Below are 25,833 nucleotides of genomic sequence, written 5' to 3' on the forward strand. Positions count from 1 at the left end.
AATTACAAATTATCCTTTGCAAAATTGATTGCTACTTTTTTTGCTTCTTCTATCTTAGAAGCATCTTTTCCACCAGCTTGAGCAAAATCAGGTCGACCACCGCCTCCTCCTCCTACTACTGGAGCTACTGTCTTAATCCAATCACCAGCTTTTAAATTAGCATTTTTAACTCCAGCTGCTATTAGAACTTTATCTCCCTTTTTTTGGAATAAAAGCACAGCAACACTATCTTTTTGATTTTTAAAATCATCAATTGTTTTTTTAATATCACCAGCTCCTAGCTCATCTACGATTAACTCAACTCCATTTATAACTTCTGATTTAATCTCTTTTGAAACATTTGATTCTAAAGCTTCAATTTCACTTTTTAAACTTTTAACCTCATTTTGAAGTTTATCAATGCCGATAATTAAATCTTTATGTTTTACTCTTAAAGATGCTTCTTGGATTTTACTTCTAAGACCTTTTGAGTATTCATAAGCACTTTTTCCGCAAATTGCTTCAATTCTTCTAACACCAGCACTTACGCCACTCTCTTTTAATATAAAAAAGCTTCCAATTTCAGCAACACTAGATACATGTGTTCCACCGCAAAGCTCAACACTAACATCTCCAAAAGACACAACTCTTACTTTTGAGCCATATTTTTCTCCAAACAGTGCAATTGCTCCACTTTTTTTAGCTTCTTCAACATCCATAATTTTAGTTTGTGCTTCAAAACCTTTTGAGATTACACTATTTACAAAGTCTTCAACTCTACTTATCTCTTCATCACTTAATGCTTTTGGATGAGAAAAATCAAATCTCAATCTGTTTGCTTCAACCAAGCTTCCAGCTTGAGCGATGTGATCTCCTAAAATCTCTCTAAGAGCAGAGTGAAGCAAGTGTGTTGCTGAGTGATGCTTTGCAATTTGAGCTCTACTATCATCAACTTTTACTTCAACCTCATCTTCTACATGTAAAGGTTTTTCTAGTTTTACCTGAGAGAGATTTAAGTCAAAAAATTTCTCAGTTGCTACAACTTTTCCATAGTCTACAATCTCACCAATATCTCCAGTTTGTCCACCACTTGTTGCATAAAATGGAGTTTTATCAAGCATAATCCAACCAGACTCTTCTAAAGTATCAACCCTCTTAAAATCCTCATCTAAAAGTGCTAAAACTTTTGATTTTGATTGAAGCTTCTCATAGCCTACAAATTCATTTTGGCCAAACTTTTCTAATAAGACTTTAAAATCTCCACTAACTGCCTTATCTCCGCTTCCTTTCCAAGAAGCTTTTGACCTTTGTCTTTGTTCACTCATAAGCTCTTCGAATCTTTTAACATCAACACTTATATTTTTCTCTCTTAACATATCTTCAGTCAAATCAAGTGGGAAACCACAAGTATCATAAAGTTTAAATGCAACATCACCACTAAATACATCTTTAGTATTTTTTAGTTCATTCTCAAAAATTTCAAGTCCATTTGCAATAGTCGCTAAAAATCTCTCTTCTTCTAGTTTAATCTGCTCTTTTATACTATCAGCTTTTGTTACTAAGTAATTATACTGTTTACCCATAAGTTCATTTAAAGTATCAACAAGTTTATACATAAATGGCTCTTTTATGCCTAAAAGATAACCATGTCTTAAAGCACGCCTTAAAATTCTTCTTAAAACATACCCTCTTCCCTCTCTATCAAAATTAACTCCTTGAGCCAATAAAAATGCGGTTGAGCGTATATGATCAGCTATAACTCTGTAACTAGCTCCACTTTCATAAACATAAGGTTTATTGCAAAGCTCAGCAACTTTGTTTATCAAAGGCATAAATAAAGATGAATCATAATTACTCTTAACACCTTCACAAACCGCAACTACTCTTTCAAGTCCCATTCCTGTATCAATTGATGGTTTTGGAAGAGGAGTTAATTTGCCACTTTCATCTCTTTCATATTGCATAAAAACTAAGTTCCATATTTCTAAGAACCTATCTCCATCTCCACCTAAGTAGTCTTCGCTAGAGTTAAAATGTTCGCTTCCTTGGTCATAGAAAATTTCACTACAAGGGCCACAAGGTCCAGTATCTCCCATTTGCCAAAAGTTATCAGCATCTCCAAATCTTTTTATCCTATCTTTTGCAATATGCTTTTGCCAAAGCTCTTCAGCTTCATCATCACTATCATGAACCGTTACCCAAAGTTTCTCTTTTGGAAGTTTTAAAACTTCTGTTACAAATTCCCAAGCGTAAGCTATGGCTTGCTCTTTAAAATAATCACCAAAAGAAAAATTTCCTAACATTTCAAAAAAAGTATGATGACGACTAGTATAACCTACATTATCCAAATCATTATGCTTACCACCAGCTCTTATACATGTTTGAGAACTTGTAGCTCTTGGAGGATTTGGAACTGGCACTTCTCCAGTAAAAATAGTCTTAAAAGGAACCATACCCGCATTTACAAACAACAAAGTTGCATCATCTGGCACAAGTGGAGCACTTGGCACTAATTTATGTCCTTTTTTCTCAAAAAAACTTAAAAATTCACTTCTAATATCCATATTATGTATACCCATCCTATTTGTATTTTAAAATTCAATTATTTTATCTAAATTTGATAAAGATGTAGCTTATAAGTAATAAGCATAAATATTTTTATCCTCTCAAAAGTAAAGTTTAAGTATAATGACCTCTAATTTACTTTACAATTAAGGCTTACAATGAATATCCCTTTTATAGACTTAAAAACACAATACGAAACATATAAAGAAGAAATAAACAAAGCAGTTTTAGCACAACTTGAATCTACTCAGTTTATTTTAGGTGCACAAGTTCAAACTCTAGAAAAAAACTTAGAAAATTTCACAAAATCATCTTATGCTATTAGTTGTTCTAGTGGAACAGATGCTTTACTTTTAAGCCTAATGGCACTTGATATAAAAAGTGGGGATGAAGTCATCACAACACCTTTTACTTTCATAGCAACTGCTGAAGTCATAGCATTTTTGGGTGCAACTCCTGTTTTTGTTGATATTTGTGAAAATGATTACAATATAGACGCTAGTAAGATAGAAGAAAAAATCACAAATAAAACAAAAGCTATTATCCCAGTGTCACTATATGGACAACCAGCAAATATGAATGAGATAAATAAAATTGCAGAAAAATATGACATAGCCGTTATTGAAGATGCATGCCAAAGTTTTGGAGCAACACTTGAAGATAAAAAGAGCTGTAATCTAAGTACTATTGGATGTACTAGCTTTTTTCCATCAAAACCTCTTGGATGTTACGGCGATGGTGGAGCAGTTTTTACAAACGATGAAAACATAGCAAAAAAAATAAGAGTTTTACTAAATCACGGTCAAGAAGAGAGATATAAACACAAATTTATAGGGATAAATGGAAGGCTTGATGCAGTTCAAGCTGCAGTTTTAAATGTAAAACTAAATCACTTTGAAGAAGAGATAAAAAAAAGAGAAGAAATAGGACAAAGATATACAAAGCTTCTAGAAGATATCGATGGAATAACTCCTCCATTTGTTCATTCTGATAGAACTTCAGTATATGCTCAATACTCTATACTGTGTGAAAATAGAGATGAAATTGTAAAAAAATTAAATGACAAAGGAATTCCAACTGCAATTCACTATCCAATTCCTCTTCACTTGCAAGAGGCATTTTCAAATCTTGGATACAAAGAAGGAGATTTTCCTGTAAGTGAAAAAGTAGCAAAAGGTATAATGTCACTTCCTATGAGTCCATTTTTGACAACCAAACAACAAGATTTTATTATTGAAGCAATTAAAGGATAAAAGACATGGTAAAAGTAGCACTAATTGGACTTGGTTCCATGGGACAAAACCATTACAGAGTTTTAAAAAGTTTAACAGGGTTTCAACTGACAGCACTTTGTGATATACAACAAACAAGAGATTATGACGAACCATTTTTTACGGACATTGATGAAATGTTAGAAAAAGCTGATTTTGAAGCAGCTGTGATTGTTGTGCCTACATTTTTACACAAAGAAGTAGCTATAAAGTGTCTAAATAAAGGAAAACATTTATTTATAGAAAAACCAGTTGCTTCAAGTGTAGAAGAAGCAAATGAAATCTTAAAAGTTGCAAAAGAAAAAGATGCAAGAGTTTGTGTAGGATATATCGAAAGATTCAACCCAGTTGTTGAGGAGCTTAAAAAAGAGCTTGAAAATACTGAAATTTATTCTATTGGAATCACTAGGGTTGGACCATTTCCTCCAAGAATTGCAGATGTTGGGATACTAACAGATTTATCAGTTCATGATATTGATTTAATCAGATATATAACAGGAAAAGAGATAGAAGAAACTTCTATATACAAATCTCAAAAAATCCACAACCACCACGAAGACAATGCAATATTATCTTTTAAACTAGAAAATGAAGTCATAGCAAGTATTACAACAAACTGGCTAACTCCTTTTAGAAAAAGAACTATTGAAGTTGCTACAAAAAATGCTTATTATGAAGCAGATTTGATGGAGCAAGATTTAACAGAGTTCTCAGAATACCAAAGAAACAACTCTTATGTTATTAGAAAATGTATGGTAAAAAAAGAAGAGCCTTTAGTAAGAGAACACAAAGCATTTAGAAAGTTTGTTAAAACTGGAGTTAGACATGGGCTTAGTAGTATAGAAGATAGTATCATAACTCTAGAAATTTCTTCGGCTGGCAAATGAAAAAAGCTTTAGTTCTTTTAAACATGGGAGGACCAAACTCCCTTGATGAAGTTGAAGTTTTCTTAAAAAATATGTTCAATGATGAAAATATCATAACAGTTAAAAGTAACATACTTCGCTCATTTATAGCTTTTATGATAGTTACTTCTAGAAAAAAAGAAGCTAGAAGTAACTATGAAAAATTAGGTGGAAAATCTCCGATAGTTGGATATACAAAAGAGTTGGTAAAAAAACTTCAAGATAAACTAGAAGATACCTATGTAACTTTTGCTATGAGATATACTCCTCCTTTTGCCAAAGATGTTATAGAAGAATTAAAAAAAAGAGAGATAAAAGAAGTTACACTGATACCTTTGTATCCACACTACTCCACAACTACAACAAAATCATCACTAGAGGATTTTTATAAATTTTCTAAAAATCTACATGTAAAGCAAATTGATAGGTTTTATGAAAATGAACTCTACAATGAACTTTTAGCAGATAAAATCCAAGAGACACTAAAAGATAAAGACTCCAAAGATTTTGAACTAATTTTTTCAGCTCACTCGCTACCTCAAAAGATTGTAGATAACGGAGATCCTTATCAAAAAGAAGTACTTTTACATGTAGAACTTTTAAAAGAAATTTTAACAAAAAGATCTCTAGAATTTAAATATATACATGTAGCCTACCAGTCAAAACTAGGCCCGGTAAAATGGCTAGAGCCATCTTTGGAAGACAAGCTAAAATCACTTAAATCTAAAAAAGCTATTATAGTTCCAATCTCTTTTACCATTGATAACTCTGAAACAGAGTTTGAGCTATCTATTGAGTATAAAGAAGTAGCAGATGAGCTTGGTTTTGAAGATTATTTAGTAGCTAGATGTCCAAATAATGATGATAAATTTGTGCAAGTTTTACTTGAGCTTAGCAGGGTTTAAATAACCCTCTTCAATCAACCTTACAACAACATCTTTAAAAATTGGCACTGCACTCATTGAAGCAAAATAATGATAAGGTTTTTTAGGCTCTCTTACTAAAACTCCAATTGTAAATCTATTTTTCTTATCATTTGCAAAACCAAAAAAAGAACTGTTATACTTTCTTACATACTTACCATTTTCAGCGATGTGAGCAGTTCCTGTTTTACCTCCAATTTCTAAACCATCAATTTTAGCTTTAGTAGCAGTTCCTTTTTGAACTGTTTTTTCTAAAATTTGTCTCATTCTTTTAGCAACTGAAACAGGTAAAATTTGAATTTCACTATCTCTTTGAATATTATAAATATTTCCATCACTTGATTTAAAATATGAAGCTATATAAGGAGTGATCATTCTTCCATTATTGTTAAAAATATTATATGCTTTTAAAACCTGCATAAATGTGGCTTCCATACCATAGCCATATCCAGCCGTTGCCTTATAAGTTTCCGACTTAAATCTATGTAAGCTAGGAATTACACCTTTTTTTTCATAAGGTAAATCAATACCAGTTTTTAAAGAAAAACCAAAATCTTTTAAGCCCTGATAAAACTCAATCGGATCTAGTTTTTGTGCAAGTTGTGCTATCCCAATGTTACTAGAGTAAACTATAACATCTTCAGCACTTAACCATTCAAAATCATGGGTGTCTGTGATTGTTCTTTTTCCAAGCTTATATTTACCACCATAAACTCTAACTAAATCATAAGGATTAATCTTTTTTTCTTTTAAAAGAAGTGCAAAAGTAATTGCTTTCATAACTGAACCAGGCTCATACGCATACTCAACAGCAGTAACATTTAAATTTGGATAATCCTCTCTTCTAATAAAATCTGGATTATACCTATTTGAGCTTGCAAATGACAATATTGCTCCACTTGAAGCATGCATTATAGCAACTACTATCTCTTTTGCCTCTAACTCCTCTTTATACTTATCAAGTAGTTTTTCAATAATTTTTTGAAGTTTTAAAGATATCGTTGTATGTAGGTTTAATCCATCGATTCGCTTACTTGTTATACTGTTTTTATTTAAAATTATTGTATTTGAAATATCTCTATTTCCAACTACCATCGCATCTTGAATACTTAAAAGTTTATCTTCATAAAACCTTTCTAAACCTTTAACTCCAGTAACTTGTGTTATCCCTTTTCTCTCAATTTTTTTAACATATCCAACTATTGGCGTCATTGTGTCTTTTGCTGGATAAACTCTTCTTTCGCCACTTTCACTGATATTTAAACCATGTAAAAAAGCTATGCCTCTTTTTTTATCATGATATGTTCTAAAAACACCAAAACGAAATAATTTACTTGCCAATGCTTCTAAATGTTTAGCATTTTTTGGATTAATTTTATAGCTAAGAACTAAGCTTCCTTTTCGTGATAAAATTCTCTTTTTTATTTTTTCTCTGTCATCACCACTATATAAAGAGTATAAATTTACAAATAAATCAAGTTTATCAGGATCTATATTTCTTGTATCAACTACTGCTTTATAAAGCTTTTTGCTAGTTGCTACTTTAAAATCATCACTGCTTATTATATTGCCTCTTGTAGCATGAGTAATTTCTTTGTGAATTAGAGTTGGAAGTCTTCTATCTATATTTGACCAGTAAAACAAAGTCCCTAAAAATATAGCAAAACCAATAGTAACAATAAAAAATAAAAATAGAATCTTTATCTTTCGGGTATCTTTTTTGTCCATATGAGAGTATAGCGAAAGATTGTTTAAAGTTGAGTTCTAGATATCTCTTTATAGGCACTTAAAGCTTTATTTCTAATCTCCAACATTACTTTCATGCTAGTTTCTGCTTTTCCTATCGCAATTGCTGCTTGATGTAGATTTTTAACTTCTCCTGTAGCAATATCAGCCATTGCTTTATCAGCATTTTGTTGAGTTTTATTAACTTCTCCTAATGACTCTTTTAATACTTTTGAAAAATCACTATTTGATGTTGTTTTATTGGATTGGTCTAATTTATTGTTTAAAGAGTTAATACCATTTAATTTATCTATAGTTTGCATTTAAAACCTATCCTTTCATCATATCTATAGAGCTATTTGCCATGTTTTTAGCACTTTGAAATGCTGCTACATTTGCTTGATAAGCTCTTGTTGCTTCTATTAAATCGGCCATTTCAATAACTGGATTAATATTTGGATAAGCAACATACCCTTGTTCATTTGCATCAGGATGAGATGGATCATACTTTAATTTAAAATCACTATCATCTCTGATTACTTTATCAACTTCAACACTCATTATAGCAGGTTTTGCATCTGTTTGCAAAAATGTATCATCAAGTGGGTTTTCATATTTCAAAAAATTACTATCTTTTTCAAGCTCGGCATTTAAAGTTTTATCAAAATCCATAGCTTTAAAAACCACTTCTCTTCTTTGATAAGGTCCTCCCTCACTTGTTCTTGTTGTATTTGCATTTGCTATGTTTGAACTTATTATGTTCATTCTAAAACGCTGCGCTGAAAGTCCATATCCACTTATATCAAAATCATTTAAAAATGCCATTTATTATACCTTTGCTGATGCTTCTAATACACTTTTAAAAATTGTACTATTTTTCTTTAGAGCTGCTGTTAGAGCATTAAACATAACTGAGTTTTTACTAAGCTCTGTTGTTTCAACATCTAAATCCACTGTATTGCCATCGTTTCTTGCCATGTGCCCATCTCTTAGAAAAAGAGTTGCTTTATGTGTATCATTATCTTCATATGCTTTTAAGTGATGCTCATTTGTAGTTGCCATTTCTAGTTTTTTTACATCATCCTTAGCATACATTTCTCTAGCTTTTTCCTTAAGAGCTGATTCAAAATCTACATCTCTTGCTTTATAAAATGGTGTATCAATATTTGCAATATTACCAGCAATCAAGTCTTGTCTTAAAGCTCTAGCACTAAGTGCTGCTTCCATTAAAGGTTTTGCTTTAGTAGTTGAATAAACCATTTTATCCTCTCAATAATAATCTACTTTTAATAAAGCAATTTTTGTTCCAAATATTATATTAAACATTATTATATTAAAATAACAAAAAACTTACATGTAAAGAGAATCATGGCAACAGACAAAACACTTTTCATACTTTGTGTATTTTGTATATTTATTAGCATAACTTTTTCATTATCATTGCCTGTATTTACTACACTTTTTTTTGATTATAAAGAATTTCACTTTTTTATAAGACAATTTGGTGTTGGTATGATAAGTATAGCAATCATGTGGGGATTATCTAGGCTAAATCCAGAAAAACATTTGATATGGATTGGATTTACTATCTTTTTTACATGCCTTTTTTTGATGAGCATAATGCATTATCTTCCAGAATCTCTTGTAACAAGTGCTGGAGGTGCTAAAAGATGGATAAGACTACCTGGATTTTCATTTGCTCCAGTTGAATTTTTCAAAGTTGGTTTTGTTTATTTTTTAGCTTGGAGTTTTGCTAGAAAATTAGATGACAAGAAAAAACCACTAAAAGATGAAATGAAACTGATACTGCCTTATGTTGGATTGTTTTTATTAGTTATCTACCTCATAGCAATTATGCAAAATGATTTAGGGCAAGTAGTCGTATTGGCTCTAACTTTGGCTTTTATGGCTTTTTTTGCAGGAACTAGTCTTAGATTTTTTATGCTAAGTATTTTAGGTTCTATTATAATCTTTCTCATAGCAATTTTTACATCAGACCATAGGATTTTAAGGATAAAAACTTGGTGGGCAACTATACAAGATATGGTGCTTTCACTTTTCCCTCCAAGTATCGCTAATGCTCTTAGAGTAGAAAATGCACCTGAGCCTTACCAAATCTCACACTCATTAAATGCAATAAAACATGGAGGACTTTTTGGAGAAGGATTAGGTAGCGGTTTATTTAAACTTGGTTATTTAAGTGAAGTTCATACTGACTTTGTACTAGCTGGAATCACTGAAGAATTAGGAGCTTTGGGAACAACTTTTTTAACTCTAGCTATATTTACAATGATTTATAGAATCTTTAAAATCTCAAGTAGAAGTGAAAACAAAGTCTTTTATCTATTTTCCCTTGGTATTGGACTTCTTATTGTATTTTCTTTTTTAATGAATGCGTATGGAATAACTTCAATAACACCTATAAAAGGAATAGCAGTACCATTTATCAGCTATGGAGGAAGTTCACTTTTAGCCATCTCGATAGGAGTAGGAATGGTTCTCATGGTTAGTAAAAGGGCGAAGCTATGAAACTAACCTCTTTACGCAGTAAAAGCTTCAGTGATATGAACGTGATTTGTATAACAGGCGGTGGCACAGGTGGTCATCTAGCGATTGCAAATGCTTTAAAAAATGAATTAAACAAAAGAGGCTTAAAACCTATCTACATTGGCTCAACAAATGGACAAGATAAAGAGTGGTTTGAAAATGACAGTGGTTTTGAAAAAACTTACTTTTTAAATTCAAAAGGAGTTGTAAACAAAAAAGGCATAAAAAAGCTACTTGTTTTAAGCGACATCATAAAATCAAGCTTTACATGTAGAAATATTTTTAAAAAACATAATGTAAAAGCAGTTTTTTGTGTTGGAGGATACTCTGCTGCTCCTGCTTCATTTGGTGCGATTTTATCAAATACTCCTCTTTTTATACATGAACAAAATGCTGTTATGGGTAAATTAAATAAGATTTTAAAACCTTTTGCAAAAGAGTTTTTTAGCTCATACGATGAAAACTCCAAAGTAAAAGAATACCCTGTAAAAGATGTGTTTTTACAAACTAAAAGAGTTAGAAAAAAGCTTGATACTATCATCTTTTTAGGTGGCTCACTTGGAGCTAAAAGCATCAATCAATTAGCTATGAATGCGGCAAAAGATTTAACATCAATGGGCATTAAAATCATACATCAAACTGGAAAAAGAGATTTTTCTACATGTAAAGAATTTTATGAAAAAAACAATCTACATGTAGAGTATTTTGATTTTCATAAAAACTTGGAAGAAAAAATACAATTGGCTGATTTTGCAGTTAGTAGAGCAGGAGCTAGTACACTTTGGGAATTAAGCGCAAATGCTTTGCCAACACTTTTTATACCCTATCCTTACGCTGCTTCAAACCATCAATACTACAATGCAAAAGTTTTAGCAGATAAAAACATGGCCATTTTAAAAACAGAAGATGAACTAGATAACAATACTCTTTTAGATATAATTAAAAACATCAATCTAGAAAAGATCTCAAAAGATTTATATAACAAAATCAATTCAAATGGCATAGAAAAAATAGCAGACTTAATATTAGAGGATATTTTAAAATGATAGAATCAAAAAAAATGTGGAGCGATCTTTACAAAATTCCAATTATTGGAGATTTTATTATCTCTTTTGGTATTATCGTAGTTTTAACTTCTGTTTCTTCTGCTGGTGGTTTTTGGGGCTTAAAAGGAGAAGATAAAACTCTATTGATCAATATTTTTATCTATATAGGAATTGCTTATTTTATACTTTCAACTCTATTTAGAGCATATAAATACTTTAAAAAGATCAAAACCAAATGATACCTAGCATTACCTTTTTTATAGCTATAACTCTTCTTACTATGACGCCTGGCGCTGATACGATGATAGTCATTAGAAACACAATCAGAGGTGGCATGAAAGATGGTTGGGCATCAAGTTTAGGTATTTGTTTAGGACTTTATGTTCACGCTACATTATCTGCAGTCGGGATATCAGCAATTCTTTTTTATTCTCAAACTGCTTTTGATATTTTAAAAATCATAGGAGCAATTTATCTAATATGGTTAGGCTTTAACAACCTAAAATCATTTTACTCTAATGATAAATTAAATGATATTAAAACTCTACATGTAGACTTCTCTTTTTCTCGTTCTATCACAGAAGGATTTTTATCAAATGTACTAAATCCAAAAACTATAGTCTTTTATATGGCATTTTTACCGCAGTTTATCTCAACAACTCATTCTGCACTAATTCAATCACTCATACTTGCTTCTTTTCACTTCATAATAGCAATAATATGGCAAGGTATTATCATATATACAATAAACAAAGCAAACAGTTTTATAATGCGCCCAAATATCAAAAAAACTTTAGACTTTATTTCAGGAACTGTTATGATTGGTCTAGGAATTAAATTGTTTTTTGCTCATAAATAATTATACTTTCCCCTCCAAATATAAAATAAAAATATTTTAATTTTTCATTAAGTAATTTGGCGTATAATAATTTAATGTTTTATTAGGGGTGAAATTATGAAAAATTTATCTATCAAAATGAGGTTAATTATACTTGGGGCTATTACTATACTTGGTATATTATCTATACATACAGTGGCTACTGTATTTAACAATCAAGAAAAGAGATTGACAACTTTACACGAAGAAGTATCAAATATAGAAACACATGTTTTAGAGCTTAGAAAGCATGAAAAAGATTTTCTTGCAAGAAGCGATATGAAATATGCCAAAAAGTTAAATGATGCTGAAAAAGAGCTAGAAACACATATTAATAGTTTGATAAAAGAGGCAAAAGAGCTAGATTTAAAAACTGGTAATTTATCAAAAATGCTAAACATAATACAAAATTATAAAGCTATATTTAACGAATTAGTTAAAATAAAACAACAAAATGGTCTTACACCAAAAGATGGATTAAGAGGAAATTTAAGAGATGCTATACACAAAGCAGAAGCTTTTTTTAAAGACTTTGATGATACAAAAGCCAGTACACTTATGCTAACTCTAAGAAGAAATGAAAAAGATTTTATGCTCAGAAGAATGACAAAGTATGTAGATAAACTTTCAAAAAACTATGAAAAAGCTATCTCTTACATAAATGAAAAAGAAAATTTAAAACCCGTACTACCTTTGATGCAAAGCTATAAAGATGATTTTTTTGCATTGGTTGATGGATATAAAAAGATAGGATTAAACCAAACACAAGGCGCACTTGGAAAAATAAGAAAAACTGTACATCAAACAGAATCTTTGATAAACAGTACAGTAAAGCTCTTAAACAAAGAGATAAATGAACTTAAGAGTCAAAAAAATGTAGTTTATTTAACCTTGACTATTGTTATGATATTAACAGTATTATCGCTAACTACATATATAATTATGTCTATTTTAAAACCTCTACGAGCTCTAACAGATAAAATAGTTTCTAATGAAAATGATTTAACCGTAAAGTATGAAGTACCATATAATGATGAATTAAGAGAGATAGCAAACGCTTTAAATACTTTTATGGGAAAACTAAGAAATACAGTTGCTGATACAATTACAACAAGTGATGAAAATGCAGCAGTCGCGCATGAACTCTCGTCTACTTCACTTAGTATTGGTAAACGCGCAGAAGAGGAAACTGAAATAATCCAAAAAACTACCCAAACTGGACAAATGGCAAGAGAAAATATTCTAAAATCAGTCGAACAATCAAAAAATGCACAAAAAGAGATAGAAGATACAAACAAATCACTAACTGAAGCAAATCTAGTTTTTGGATTACTTATAGAAAAAATTGAAAAAACATCTGAAGTAGAGCATGAACTTCAATCTAAAATGAATCTTCTTGCTCAAGATGCAGAACAAGTTAAAGATGTCCTAACAGTTATCAATGATATAGCTGATCAAACAAATTTACTTGCATTAAATGCAGCGATTGAAGCTGCACGTGCAGGTGAACATGGACGTGGATTTGCTGTTGTTGCAGATGAAGTTAGACAATTAGCAGAGAGAACGCAAAAATCTCTGGTTGAAATAAATGCAACTGTAAACATTATAGTTCAAGCCATTAACGATTCAGGTGGACAAATGGATGAAAATGGAAAACTATTTAAAGAATTAGTTGAACAATCTGAAATAGTATCTCACAAAATAAGCTCATCAGTAGAATTGATGACAAATTCTGTTCATACAGTAGAAACATCCACAAAATCAACAGAAATTTCTGGAAATGAAATTAAACATTCAATGGATGAGTTAGAGCATATAAATGAAATTTCAACAACAAATGCCAGAGATCTCGAAGAGATAGCAAGTGCCGCAGACCACCTTCACCAAGTAACTCAAAAACTAAACGATAAACTGCATTACTTTAAAGTTTAGCAATGAAAAAGTTGCATATAGCCTTTGTTTTATATTTTATATTAACATCATGGCTATATGCACAAAATGAAAAAATTGATTTACTGCTTAAATGGAAACATCAATTTCAATTTGCCGGATATTATATGGCAAAAGAAAAAGGTTTTTACAATGACCTTGAATTAGATGTAAATATCAAAGTTTCATTAGATAAAGACACACCAACAAAACTAGAAGATATGCATTCAACATATGCTATATTAGATCCTTCTGCTTTGATAGAACAAAAAAATGATAGAAAGATAAGAGCATTAGCAGCAATTTTCCAACAATCCCCTGTGATATTTTTATCTTTAAAATCAAATGATATAAAATCTCCGCAAGATTTTGTAGGTAAAAATATAGTTGCTATATTAGAAAAAAACAATGCAACACTTGCTACACTTTTAAAAAAAGAAGGGATCAAAAATAATCAATTCAATCTTATTCAAAAATACCCTTCCATTAATGATTTGATAGAAAATAAAGCAGATATAATCTCTGCTTACTTAACTGATTCTCCATACCTTTTAAAAGAAATGGGATATGAATACAACATCATCGATCCTCTTGCATATGGAATAGATTTTTATGGGGATATGATATTTACATCTCAAAATGAGGTATCAAATCATCCAAATAGAGTTAAAAGATTTCTGTCAGCAACTTTTAAAGGCTGGTATTATGCTCTAAACAATATTGATGAAACTATAGAGGTTATAAAAAACAAGTATAAATCAGAACTAGACATAAAGACACTTAAATATGAAGCATTAAAAACTAAAGAGCTGATAATGCCTGAGAGAATTCCAATAGGTCAAATAAATAACACAAAAATAAACTCTATTTTAACTATATTTGATGAACTAGGATATATAAATCTAAATAAAAACGAGAAAAATATCAATATACTTCAATCTAACAATTTCAATATATCGTTTGTAGAATTTTGGAAAAATTTAACTTTAGAGGAAAAAAATTTTCTAAAAAATCATAAAAAAATAGTTTTAGGTGTTAGGGATAACTTCCTGCCTTTTTATGGATTAAATAATGAAGGAAATAAAAAAGGTCTTATTGTAGATTTAAATAAAAAGTTTGAAAACTTACTTGGTATAAATTTGGAATTAAAGCCAATACTTATTAAAAATATGTCAGATAAGCTAAAAAAAGGTGAAATTGATCTATTTTATGGTACAAAAGTAGCTCATGGGGGTGACTATTTATATACTAAACCTTTTGCGACATACAGTGCAGCAGCATTTTCCAAGGATAAAAATCTAAAAATAAATTCTATTGAATCTTTAAAAAATAAAAAAGTAGCTGTCTTAAAAGGAACAAATGCAAAAAAATATTTAAAAGATATAACAGTTATTGAGAAAAAAGATATTTTTGATCTTTTAAATTCAATTTCATCAGGTGAAGCTGATATCTTAATAGATGCAAAACCATCAGTTGAATACTATAAAAAAAATTACAAAGTAAACAAACTCTATTTAAATGGTATATTTTATCAATACCTGTTGAACCTAAGCTTGGTAATGAAAAAAGATCAGTTGATTTTAAAACACATTTTTGATAAAGCTATTAAATACATAGGCGAAAAAAATCTGGAAAAACTATTTGCACCATTGACTTCAAATGAAAATAATTTTAATAAATTAAAATTAAATCAAAAAGAGGTAGATTTTCTTACTAAACATAGTACTGTAACAGTAGGAACTGATATAAATTGGCCACCATTTGATTTCACTAAAAATGGTGTTGCGCAAGGCTATTCAGTTGACTTTTTGAAATTAATTGAACAAAAAACAGGTTTACATTTTAAATTTATAAATAAGTATCCTTGGCATGAAACTGTAAATCTATTTAAACATAAAAAGATAGATATGCTCTCAATTATAGGTAAAAATAAGGAAAGAGAAAAATTTACACTTTTTACAGCACCTATACTCTCATCATCTATATCAATAGCATACAAAAAAGGCACAACAGAAAAAACAATAGAATTTTTTAATACAAATAGTTTAAAACTTGGGGTTATAAAAGATTATTGGATAGTTGATAAAATAAAATCGCTATATCCTCATATAAAAGTAGTAGAATACAAATCTAGTGTGGATGCTTTTAAGGATATATCCAATGGTAAAATAGGTGGCTTCATAGGAACAACAAATTTTCTATCTTATCAAATTAATCGAAATTTATTTACTGATATATCTTTATCTTCTCCTGTAATTTTAAAAAACAAATCACATGAAAAATATTTTATTGGAGTTAGAAAGGATTTGCCTATCTTATACTCTATAATTCAAAAAGCCATTGATAGTATAAAAGAAGATGAAATTTTAAAATTATACACTAAATGGTTTGGCAATATGTTAGAAGGAAGTATTTCAAAAAAACTTTTGTTAAGTGATGCTCAAAAAGAATTCCTTAGTTCACATAAAGACATCAGACTTGGTATAGATACATCATGGCCACCTTTTGACTTTGTTGATGAAAAAGGTAACTATCAAGGTATAATTAAAGATATAACAAACTATATTTTTAAGAATAATTTAGAGTTAAATATTAAACCTATTACACAAACAAACTGGAATAAACACATAAAAGCAATAGAAGATAAAAAAATTGATGTGATAGCTGGTATTGTAAAATCACCTAAGAGATCTGAAAAAATGCTTTTTAGCAATCCTTATTTAAAACTTCCTCTTGTAATAGTAGGAAAATCAAACAATATTTTAATTGATTCTTTATCTGATTTAAAAGGCAAAGAAGTTGGGGTTATAAAGGGTTATATAACATATAATATATTGAAAGAAAATATCCATCTATAAAGATTATTCCGTATGACGATATCAAAGATGCTCTAATTGATCTTAGCAGAGAAAAAATTAGCTATTTCTTTGATTCTTTGGCATCTATAAATGATGTTATAAAGATGTATGGATTAACAAACATTAAACTATTGGGAAAAGCCAAAGAAAGTGTTGAACTTAGATATGGTATCAGAAAGGACTGGCCAAAATTACAAGAATCAATCAATCAAATGATAAATACTATGCCAAAAGAAAAGATAAATAGTATACTTAATAAATGGATATCAATAAAAAATGAAAAGAAGATAGATTATACTCTTATATGGGAAATTATTCTTGTATTTTTGATTATTTTACTATTTATTATATATTGGAATAGAAAACTTACAAAAGAGATAAATCATAGAAAGATAGTTGAAGCAAAACTGATAGAAGCACAAAAAAAAGCAGAAAATGCCAATAAAGCTAAAAGTGAATTTTTATCAAATATGAGCCATGAGATAAGAACTCCAATGAATGCTATTATTGGCTTTGCAGAGCTTACTTCAAAAATGAATTTACCATCAAAAGCTTTAAACAATGTAAATATTATAAAAAAATCAGCAAAAGCCCTTATAGATATAATAAACGATATTTTAGATTTGTCAAAAATAGAAGCAGGTAAACTATCAATACAAAAAAAACCAACCAATATAAAAAATATAGCAGATGATTTATATGCTATATTTAGCCTTAGAGCTAAAAATAAAGATATCTTTCTTGATATATCTTTTGGTAAAAATGTGCAAAAAGCTTTAATAGTAGATGAAATACGCATAAGACAAATTCTAATAAATCTCATAGGAAATGCCCTAAAATTCACGCATCAAGGAAGTGTAAAAGTAAAATTTATGACAATTTTTAATAACAATGAAAAAGATTTAATAGATTTACATGTAGAGATAAAAGACACTGGAATTGGTATAAAAGATGAAGATAAAGAAAAAGTTTTTGGAGTGTTTGAGCAACAAAGCTCACAAGACAACAAAACATATGGAGGAACTGGGCTTGGTCTTTCTATATCCCAAAAATTAGCAAATCTTATGGGAGGAAAAATAGAACTTAAAAGTTTTCAAAATGAGGGATCTACCTTTACTCTTATAATTCCAAATATTGAAGTAGCTACTTCACTCCCTTCAATTAACTCAAACAACACTCCAACAATACTTTTTGATAAAGCAAGCGTACTAATTGTAGATGATATTGAAGAAAATCTTAATCTATTAAAAAATATTTTAGAACAATATAAATTTGACATAATAAAAACAAATTCAGGTTCGAAGGCTATTCAATTAGCTGAAGAAAAACTACCTGATATTATACTTATGGATATAAAAATGCCTCATGTTGATGGTTATCAAGCGTCCAATGCAATTAAAAAAAATAATATAACTTCAAACATACCAATTATTGCTGTTTCAGCATCAGTTCTTGGAGAAGTAGATTTAAAAAGAGATAAAAAGTACTTTGACGACTTTATACCTAAACCTATAGATATACAAGAACTTGAAAATACAATGGCAAAATATTTAACACATGTAATTAATAATGAACAAAACAATATAAAAAGTGAAGTTGAAGAAAAATCTAAATTAACCTTTAAAAAAGAAGATAGAGTAACACTATTGAACTTAGCAAAAAAACTTTTAGATACTGGAGACTTAACACAAGCAAAAGAAATAGCTAATATACTACAAAAACAGTCTTCCAATGAATATATAGTTGTAAAGATTAATAGTGCCGTAGATAATTTAGATATTGATATTATTGAGAAAGAATGCTTTAATATTATTACAACAATTGAAAAAGGGAATTATCATGAACTTTGAAAATTATACAATCATGGTAGTAGATGATATCGTAGAAAACATAAAAGTAGCAATGTCTCACATCCAACAACTAGGATGTAAAGTAACATATGCAACAAGTGGTAAACAAGCCATTGCCAGAGCTAAAAATACAATTCCAAATCTTATATTGATGGATGTAATGATGCCGGAAATGGACGGGATTGAAACAACAAAGCAAATAAAACAAATTGAAGAATTAAAAAACATTCCCATAATATTTTTAACTGCTAAATCTGACATAAACGATTTAGAAAAAGGATTTGAAGTTGGAGGTGTTGATTATATTACAAAACCTTTTGAAGGTATGGAGCTACTTGCTAGAATAAAAAGTCATTTGGAACTATCAATTTACAGAAATGACCTTGAAAAACAAATACAAATAAGAACTTATGAAATTGAAAAACTAAAATCAAGCATAATAGAAGCTATGGGCTCACTCGCAGAATACAGAGACAATGAAACTGGTGCTCATATAAGAAGAACTCAACACTATGTTAAACTATTATGTAAACATTTGCAAAAAAATGAAAAATATAGTTCAATAATCAATAATGATTATATTGAATTACTGTTTAACTCAGCGCCCCTCCATGATATAGGTAAAGTTGGCATTCAAGACAGCATACTTTTAAAACCAGCTAAATTAACTCCTGAAGAATTTGACGAGATGAAAAAACATGCACTATTTGGAGAAGAAATTATATCTAAATTAATTGAGCAAAATGGGCCAACTAGTTTTTTATCTCATGCAAAAGATATAGCTGGAGGGCATCATGAAAAATGGGATGGAAGTGGATATCCAAGAGGATTAAAAGAAGAAGAGATACCACTATCAGCTCGTATTATGGCAATAGCCGATGTTTACGATGCTTTAACTTCAAAAAGGGTTTACAAAAATGAATTTACTCACAAAAGTGCTATTGCCATCATTAAAGATGGCAAGGCTAAGCACTTCGATCCTGAACTAGTAGATGCATTTTTAGAATTAAATCTAGAATTTAAAACAATTGCAGATACTATCAAAGACTAATTAAATGGCTTTGATAATTCACTCTCTATAATGTCAGGTATATCAGAAATAGTCATAAATTTTCCCATACTTAAACTAGGATAGGAAATTGCCAAATAATATTTAGCATGAAGTGCAGTTGCTTTACCATCTTCAATTTTTACAGTATATGGCAATACAGTAGCATTTGCTCTTCCAATTTTTTCAACAAAAGATTTAGTACTTTCTTTTAAATCGCAACCAACTAAAATACTATTTTTTAATTTTAAAACAAATACAGGATTGTTTTTTTCTAACTTTGCTAATAATTCTTCATTTTTCCCACTACCAAGCAACAAACTATCTTCATAATAAGGCATACTAAACATAAAGTGATAACCTGCTAAATCATTAAATTCTAAAGCATCTGAAGACTTTTTTAACTGCGGAAAAATTTTATTTATTAAAGATAATTGCTCTTCAAAAACCTTAGGATTATAATCATTTTGCATAAATGCTCTTCCAAAATATATAGGATTTGTGATGCTAAGAGTATTCATTTTTTTATCAACAAATGCCCTTAGAATAGCAACATAAGCTCTACCTTTTTTTGATGCTTCGTTTTCCAAAGCATCATTTGTAAAAACTATAGTTTTACCATCTTTTACACTATCATATGTAGCCAATATCTCAAAACCAACTGATTTTAATTTCGTAGCTACATCACTAACTGGAACATACTCTCCTCTTAAATATGCACTTACCATACTATCCGCTGCAACTGCTGAGGATAAAAACACAAATAACCCAAAAATTATACTAACCAACTTTTTCATTTTCTTCCTTCTAAAGTTTTTGTTAGCATAATAATACTGTTTTAATTAAATATTATTATATAGATGAAATTGTATTGTAAAAATTTTATGTAGCTTTAAGAAGATGGCGCGCTCGACAGGATTCGAACCTGTGACCGTTGGTACCGCAAACCAATACTCTATCCAGCTGAGCTACGAGCGCATATTTAATTGAGAGTGAGATTATACCCAAATTTATATAAAAATCAAAGTTTTTTTGTGTAAAATTAGATAAAAAAAGAATTTTTATGAAATTTTCCATTAACACATCTTTGCAATCATCTTTAAAAAGTTCCATTATCATACTCAGGCTTGTTGTACCTATCTATATATTAGCTGATATACTTTTTTATTATAACTTATTAGAATATATAACTTTCATATTTGAACCTATTACTTCTTTTCTTAGTTTGCCAAATGAAACTGCACTATCAATTGTAAGTGGAATATTTCTTAATTTATATGCAGCTATTGCTTTTTCTGCACCATTAGGATTAAGCCCAAAAGAGTGGACTATATTGGCTGTATTCTTAGGTATATGCCATGCACTTATAGTAGAAACTGCTGTCATGAAAAAATTAGGTATTTCAAAAACCTTTTCAATTTTACTAAGACTAATTGTAGGACTTAGTGTGGGTTACATCACTTCATTATTGCCTGAAACTTGGTTTGAAACAACAACTATTATAAAAGACAATATTCCATCCCTTCCAAATTATAACTCAATAGTTGACCTTCTAAAAACTTCTTTATACGAATCATTGTATCTATCAATTCAAATAATTGCTCTTATAACTTTGCTTATTTTTATTTTAGATTTTATAAAATCGCTTAAGATTATTGAAGAATATTCAAACAAAGTAAATAGTGCATTTTCGATTAGTATTGGTGTAATTCTTGGCATTACATATGGAGCTGGCATACTTATAAGTGAATATGAGAAAAACAGATTAACAAAAAAAGAAATTTTATTTATCGGTACATTTCTTATGATATGTCACGCAATCATTGAAGATACACTTTTATTTGTTATCTTTGGAGCAAATATATGGGTTATAGTTACTCTACGAGTTCTTTTTGCTTTTATTTTTGCTACACTATGCGTAAAAGTACTATCAAATAAAGTACAAACAAAGGATTAACTTGAACGACAAAATAATAGCTTATCAAGGCGTAGAGGGTGCTTACTCTCACTTGGCATGCAAAAGAGCATTTCCTAATTCTATAAGTATTGCTTGCGATAGTTTTGTAAATGCTATGAAATTAGTAGAATCAGGTACTGCAAATTTTGCAATGATTCCACTTGAAAATTCAACAGCAGGAAGAGTAGAAGAAATTTATAGGCTAATTCCAAAACTATCACTATATATTATAAAAGAACATTTTGAACCAGTTAAACACTGTCTATTGTCCATTAAGGGAACGAAGCTAGATAATTTGCAATACATATCATCACATCCTCAGGCACTAGCACAATGCCATAAAAATATAACTAAACTAAACTTAATAGCACAAGCAAAATTTGATACAGCTGGTTCAGCAAAAGAAATAAGTCAACTAAAAGATAAAAAACACGCAGCAATTGCTTCAAGTTTAGCTGCAAAACTCTATAATTTAGAAATTTTAAATGATAACTTTGGAGATTTACAAAATAATACAACAAGATTTATCATATTATCAAAAGAATCTATTATTCCAAAATATAAAAAAGAAAAAGAATACATAACATCCTTGGTTTTTCAAGTAAGAGATATACCAGCAGCTCTTTATAAAGCACTAGGTGGATTTGCTACAAATGGAGTAAACTTGATAAAATTAGAAAGCTATGCTCTTCCTGGCTCCCTTCAAGCAAGTCAATTTCATATAGATATTGATGCGCATATAGAAGAAAAAAAATTAAAACTAGCAATGGAAGAATTAAATTTCTTTGCAAAAGAAATCAAACTTTTGGGAACATATATAAAAGATACGTATAGAAACAACCACTAAATATATAATAAACCAATATACAAGCAAAGCAACTAAAAAGAAATTAAAACAAAAAAAATAGAAATAAAAAAGTAGTAAGCGAATAAGATAAACACAGGAACCGGCAGCGACCTACGTTTCCGTCCCAGTAAGGGAGAGTATCATCGGCGATGAAGAGCTTAGCTTCTTGGTTCGAAATGGAGCAAGGCGTTTCCTCTTCTCTATAGCCACCGGAAGTGTTAATGAAAAGATACTTAGGGGTCTGCTGATTTACTTTTTACCTTTAGGTTAAAAGTAAAGCTCTGACTCCGGTTAAGAGTATATTTTCATTAACACTTTTTGTGTGTTTTTGGGGTCTGTTGCTTGAGTTTTAACTTTTGCTAAAAAGTTAAAAGTAAAGCTCTGACTCCCATTAATAATTGATTGTCTTGAAAAACATTTTGTTTCCTATTAGATTTATCTCTAATAAGGAAGCAAGTGCTTAGAATAATTCAAACACTTAATACGAAAAAGCCGAAGCTTTTTTGTGCTTTAGTATTTGTTACTTTAGCTTGGACTTTGTTCAAGCGGTAAAAGTAAATTAAAATGTAAGCCAAACGACCTATTAGTACTGGTCAGCTAAAGGACTTTCATCCATTACACACCCAGCCTATCAAACATGTAGTCTTCATGAGGTCTTCAGGGAAGATTCATCTTGGAGTTGGCTTCCCGCTTAGATGCTTTCAGCGGTTATCACATCCGAACATAGCTACTGGGCGATGCTCTTGGCAGAACAACCCATACACCAGTGGTTCGTTCAACCCGGTCCTCTCGTACTAGGGTCAACTCTCCTCAATCTTCCTACGCCCACGGCAGATAGGGACCGAACTGTCTCACGACGTTCTGAACCCAGCTCGCGTACCGCTTTAAATGGCGAACAGCCATACCCTTGGGACCTGCTCCAGCCCCAGGATGCGATGAGCCGACATCGAGGTGCCAAACCTCCCCGTCGATGTGAGCTCTTGGGGGAGATCAGCCTGTTATCCCCGGCGTACCTTTTATCCTTTGAGCGATGGCCCTTCCACACAGAACCACCGGATCACTATGACCGACTTTCGTCTCTGCTCGACATGTACGTCTCACAGTCAAGCTGGCTTGTACCATTATACTCTGCGGACGATTTCCAACCGTCCTGAGCCAACCTTTGTAAGCCTCCGTTACTTTTTAGGAGGCGACCGCCCCAGTCAAACTACCCACCAGACATTGTCCTCGCACAGGATAACTGTACGGAGTTAGCTATCAGAATACAGAAGAGTGGTATCTCAACAACGGCTCATCATGATCTAGCGACCATGAATCAAAGCCTCCCACCTATCCTGCACATCTATATCCCAACAGCAGTGTCAAGCTGTAGTAAAGGTGCACGGGGTCTTTCCGTCTTGCCGCGGGTAGGAGGAATTTTCACCTCCACTACAATTTCACTGGATTCCTGGTCGAGACAGCTCCCATCTCGTTACGCCATTCATGCAGGTCGGTATTTAACCGACAAGGAATTTCGCTACCTTAGGACCGTTATAGTTACGGCCGCCGTTTACTGGGGCTTCGATCAACAGCTTCGCTAATGCTAACTGCATCAATTAACCTTCCAGCACCGGGCAGGCGTCACACCCTATACATCCACTTACGTGTTAGCAGAGTGCTGTGTTTTTGGTAAACAGTCGGGAGGGACTCTTTGTTGCAACCTTTCTAGCTTTCAGACGTAAAGTCCTATACCAGAGGAGGCACACCTTATACCGAAGATACGGTGCTATTTTGCAGAGTTCCTTAACCAGGATTCTTCCACGCGCCTTAGAATACTCATCTCACCCACCTGTGTCGGTTTACGGTACGGGTAATTTGTGATATGCTTAGAAACTTTTCTCGGCTCGACGGCATCAACGATTCTCCTTCCACTCCGAAGAGTATCTAGAGCCTGTCGGGTCTCGGTCTTGTGTGATAGGGATTTGCCTCCATCACAACCTACATCCTTCGACTAACTATTCCATCAGTTAGCTCGTTTAGCCCTAAGCGTCCTTCCATCACGCTCACAAATTAGTATAGGAATATTAACCTATTTTCCATCGTCTACCCCTTTCGGACTCGACTTAGGTCCCGACTAACCCTACGATGACGAGCATCGCGTAGGAAACCTTGGGTTTTCGGCGAAGGGGATTCTCACCCCTTTTATCGCTACTCATGCCTGCATGCTCACTTCTAGCCGCTCCACCACTCCTTACCGGTATGGCTTCAACGCTGACTAGAACGCTCTCCTACCACTCAGATAAATCTGAGTCTACAGCTTCGGTGTAAACTTTTAGCCCCGTTATATTTTCCGCGCAGAATCACTAGACCAGTGAGCTGTTACGCTTTCTTTAAAGGATGGCTGCTTCTAAGCCAACCTCCTGGTTGTTTAAGTAACTCCACATCGTTTTCCACTCAAGTTTAACTTTGGGACCTTAGCTGGTAGTCTGGGTTGTTTCCCTCTCGACGACGCATTTTATCACCCGCCGTCTGACTGCCATGATTACACATAGGGTATTCGGAGTTTGACAGGGTTTGGTACCTTGGTGTAGGCCCTAGCCCAATCAGTGCTCTACCCCCCTATGCTACAACATGACGCTATACCTAAATATATTTCGGAGAGAACCAGCTATCACGAAGTTTGATTGGCCTTTCACCCCTATCCACAAGTCATCCGAAGACTTTTCAACGCCTACCGGTTCGGTCCTCCACTGGCTCTTACACCAGCTTCAACCTGCTCATGGATAGATCACTTCGTTTCGGGTCTGCAGCCAGTGACTATGTCGCCCTATTAAGACTCGCTTTCGCTACGGCTCCGGGTATCCTTAACCTTGCCACTGACCACAACTCGCAGGCTCATTATGCAAAAGGCAGTCCATCACCCTGATAAATCATAGGGCTCTGAATGATTGTAAGCAAATGGTTTCAGGTTCTATTTCACTCCCCTCACTGGGGTCCTTTTCACCTTTCCCTCACGGTACTTGTTCACTATCGGTCTGTAAGTAGTATTTAGGGTTGGAGGGTGGTCCCCCCGGATTCAGACAGAATATCACGTGTTCCGCCCTACTCAGGATACTGCTATGTCTTCGCCAGATTTCGTATACGAGGCTTTCACTCTCTATGGCTAATCTTTCCAGATTATTCTACTATCCTTTGAAGTACAATATCGCAGTCCTACAACCCCCAATGCAAGCATTGGGTTTGCCCTCTTCCACGTTCGCTCGCCGCTACTAGCAGAATCTCGTTTGATTTCTCTTCCTCTGGCTACTGAGATGTTTCACTTCACCAGGTTAGCCCCCCGTAGGGTAACATGACTCACGCCATGCTGGGTTGTCCCATTCGGAAATCTACGGATCAAAGCCTCTTGACGGCTCCCCGTAGCTTATCGCAGTCTAGTACGTCCTTCTTCGCCTCTTACAGCCTAGGCATCCACCATTCGCTCTTAATAGCTTACCTTTGACTATTCTAATTCGCACTTACTTCCTTAC

At 32.0% G+C, this 25,833-nt stretch carries 19 protein-coding genes, 1 tRNA gene and 2 rRNA genes; 13 read left to right on the plus strand and 9 right to left on the minus strand.

Translation table 11 applies throughout. The features are described from left to right. Positions 1-2: 2 nt before the first annotated feature. Positions 3-2,543, minus strand: a complete 2,541-nt coding sequence (alaS, locus tag ACKGJI_RS08115) for an alanine--tRNA ligase (protein ID WP_458699787.1) — start codon at positions 2,541-2,543, stop codon at positions 3-5. Positions 2,544-2,702: 159 nt separating this feature from the next. Here alaS and ACKGJI_RS08120 point away from each other — a divergent pair, with 159 nt between their 5' ends. From ACKGJI_RS08120 to hemH, 3 genes are read left to right on the plus strand one after another with little or no spacing between them, the layout of a single operon-like run. After that, entirely contained in the window at positions 2,703-3,797 is a 1,095-nt protein-coding gene (locus tag ACKGJI_RS08120) for a DegT/DnrJ/EryC1/StrS family aminotransferase (protein WP_458699788.1), read from the plus strand. A 5-nt stretch (positions 3,798-3,802) separates the two neighbouring features. Beyond that, the gene (locus ACKGJI_RS08125; RefSeq protein ID WP_458699789.1) at positions 3,803-4,702 is read left to right on the plus strand and encodes a Gfo/Idh/MocA family oxidoreductase; all 900 of its coding nucleotides are present in this window, start codon (positions 3,803-3,805) and stop codon (positions 4,700-4,702) included. Then, positions 4,699-5,625 (plus strand): ferrochelatase, encoded by a 927-nt coding sequence (hemH, locus tag ACKGJI_RS08130; RefSeq protein ID WP_458699790.1) that lies wholly within the window; start codon positions 4,699-4,701, stop codon positions 5,623-5,625. The genes ACKGJI_RS08125 and hemH overlap by 4 nt, the downstream gene beginning before the upstream one ends. Here hemH and ACKGJI_RS08135 read toward each other — a convergent pair. The 4 genes from ACKGJI_RS08135 to flgB form a co-directional block, all read right to left on the minus strand. Beyond that, complete coding sequence (locus tag ACKGJI_RS08135; RefSeq protein ID WP_458699791.1) at positions 5,602-7,287, minus strand: peptidoglycan D,D-transpeptidase FtsI family protein; 1,686 nt, start codon at positions 7,285-7,287, stop codon at positions 5,602-5,604. The two genes, hemH and ACKGJI_RS08135, sit on opposite strands and share 24 nt — an antisense overlap. 107 nt (positions 7,288-7,394) lie before the next feature. Continuing rightward, complete coding sequence (gene fliE, locus ACKGJI_RS08140; protein WP_458699792.1) at positions 7,395-7,691, minus strand: flagellar hook-basal body complex protein FliE; 297 nt, start codon at positions 7,689-7,691, stop codon at positions 7,395-7,397. 7 nt (positions 7,692-7,698) lie between these two features. After that, positions 7,699-8,193: a flagellar basal body rod protein FlgC gene (flgC, locus tag ACKGJI_RS08145; protein ID WP_458699793.1), complete on the minus strand. Its 495-nt coding sequence runs from the start codon at positions 8,191-8,193 to the stop codon at positions 7,699-7,701. Between the two features lie 3 nt (positions 8,194-8,196). After that, entirely contained in the window at positions 8,197-8,628 is a 432-nt protein-coding gene (flgB, locus tag ACKGJI_RS08150; protein WP_458699794.1) for a flagellar basal body rod protein FlgB, read from the minus strand. A 108-nt stretch (positions 8,629-8,736) separates the two neighbouring features. Here flgB and ACKGJI_RS08155 point away from each other — a divergent pair, with 108 nt between their 5' ends. The 8 genes from ACKGJI_RS08155 (at position 8,737) to ACKGJI_RS08190 (ending at position 19,526) form a co-directional block, all read left to right on the plus strand. Beyond that, positions 8,737-9,897 carry an FtsW/RodA/SpoVE family cell cycle protein gene (locus tag ACKGJI_RS08155; protein WP_458699795.1) on the plus strand — a complete coding sequence of 387 codons (1,161 nt, stop codon included), beginning with the start codon at positions 8,737-8,739 and terminating at the stop codon, positions 9,895-9,897. A gap of 41 nt (positions 9,898-9,938) precedes the next feature. Beyond that, entirely contained in the window at positions 9,939-10,961 is a 1,023-nt protein-coding gene (murG, locus tag ACKGJI_RS08160) for an undecaprenyldiphospho-muramoylpentapeptide beta-N-acetylglucosaminyltransferase (protein WP_458701718.1), read from the plus strand. Beyond that, positions 10,958-11,200: a hypothetical protein gene (locus ACKGJI_RS08165; protein ID WP_458699796.1), complete on the plus strand. Its 243-nt coding sequence runs from the start codon at positions 10,958-10,960 to the stop codon at positions 11,198-11,200. The genes murG and ACKGJI_RS08165 overlap by 4 nt, the downstream gene beginning before the upstream one ends. After that, positions 11,197-11,820 (plus strand): LysE family translocator, encoded by a 624-nt coding sequence (locus ACKGJI_RS08170; RefSeq protein WP_458699797.1) that lies wholly within the window; start codon positions 11,197-11,199, stop codon positions 11,818-11,820. Before ACKGJI_RS08165 ends, ACKGJI_RS08170 begins: the two co-directional genes overlap by 4 nt. Positions 11,821-11,916: 96 nt before the next feature. After that, complete coding sequence (locus tag ACKGJI_RS08175) at positions 11,917-13,770, plus strand: methyl-accepting chemotaxis protein (RefSeq protein ID WP_458699798.1); 1,854 nt, start codon at positions 11,917-11,919, stop codon at positions 13,768-13,770. A 2-nt stretch (positions 13,771-13,772) separates the two neighbouring features. Then, a complete protein-coding gene (locus tag ACKGJI_RS08180; protein WP_458699799.1) occupies positions 13,773-16,625 on the plus strand; it encodes a transporter substrate-binding domain-containing protein in 2,853 nt (950 codons plus the stop codon). 77 nt (positions 16,626-16,702) lie between these two features. Further along, complete coding sequence (locus ACKGJI_RS08185) at positions 16,703-18,475, plus strand: ATP-binding protein (RefSeq protein ID WP_458699800.1); 1,773 nt, start codon at positions 16,703-16,705, stop codon at positions 18,473-18,475. Continuing rightward, the gene (locus ACKGJI_RS08190; RefSeq protein ID WP_458699801.1) at positions 18,465-19,526 is read left to right on the plus strand and encodes an HD domain-containing phosphohydrolase; all 1,062 of its coding nucleotides are present in this window, start codon (positions 18,465-18,467) and stop codon (positions 19,524-19,526) included. Before ACKGJI_RS08185 ends, ACKGJI_RS08190 begins: the two co-directional genes overlap by 11 nt. On the opposite strand, the gene ACKGJI_RS08195 is transcribed toward ACKGJI_RS08190, so the two are convergent. After that, positions 19,523-20,320 (minus strand): hypothetical protein, encoded by a 798-nt coding sequence (locus ACKGJI_RS08195; RefSeq protein ID WP_458699802.1) that lies wholly within the window; start codon positions 20,318-20,320, stop codon positions 19,523-19,525. The genes ACKGJI_RS08190 and ACKGJI_RS08195 overlap by 4 nt on opposite strands. 104 nt (positions 20,321-20,424) lie before the next feature. Continuing rightward, positions 20,425-20,501: transfer RNA gene (locus tag ACKGJI_RS08200), tRNA-Arg, on the minus strand. Between the two features lie 85 nt (positions 20,502-20,586). Between ACKGJI_RS08200 and ACKGJI_RS08205 the strand changes: the two genes are divergently transcribed. Both ACKGJI_RS08205 and ACKGJI_RS08210 read left to right on the plus strand, forming a co-directional pair. Next, positions 20,587-21,480 carry a nucleoside recognition protein gene (locus ACKGJI_RS08205; protein WP_458699803.1) on the plus strand — a complete coding sequence of 298 codons (894 nt, stop codon included), beginning with the start codon at positions 20,587-20,589 and terminating at the stop codon, positions 21,478-21,480. A 1-nt stretch (position 21,481) separates the two neighbouring features. Further along, complete coding sequence (locus tag ACKGJI_RS08210) at positions 21,482-22,327, plus strand: prephenate dehydratase (RefSeq protein ID WP_458699804.1); 846 nt, start codon at positions 21,482-21,484, stop codon at positions 22,325-22,327. Between the two features lie 98 nt (positions 22,328-22,425). Here the strand turns inward: ACKGJI_RS08210 and rrf are convergent. Together rrf and ACKGJI_RS08220 are read right to left on the minus strand one after the other, a co-directional pair. Next, a 5S ribosomal RNA gene (gene rrf, locus ACKGJI_RS08215) occupies positions 22,426-22,541 on the minus strand. 348 nt (positions 22,542-22,889) lie between these two features. Continuing rightward, positions 22,890-25,801, minus strand: a 23S ribosomal RNA gene (locus ACKGJI_RS08220). Between the last annotated feature and the right edge of the window lie 32 nt (positions 25,802-25,833).

Source organism: Sulfurospirillum sp. 1307 (assembly GCF_054408545.1).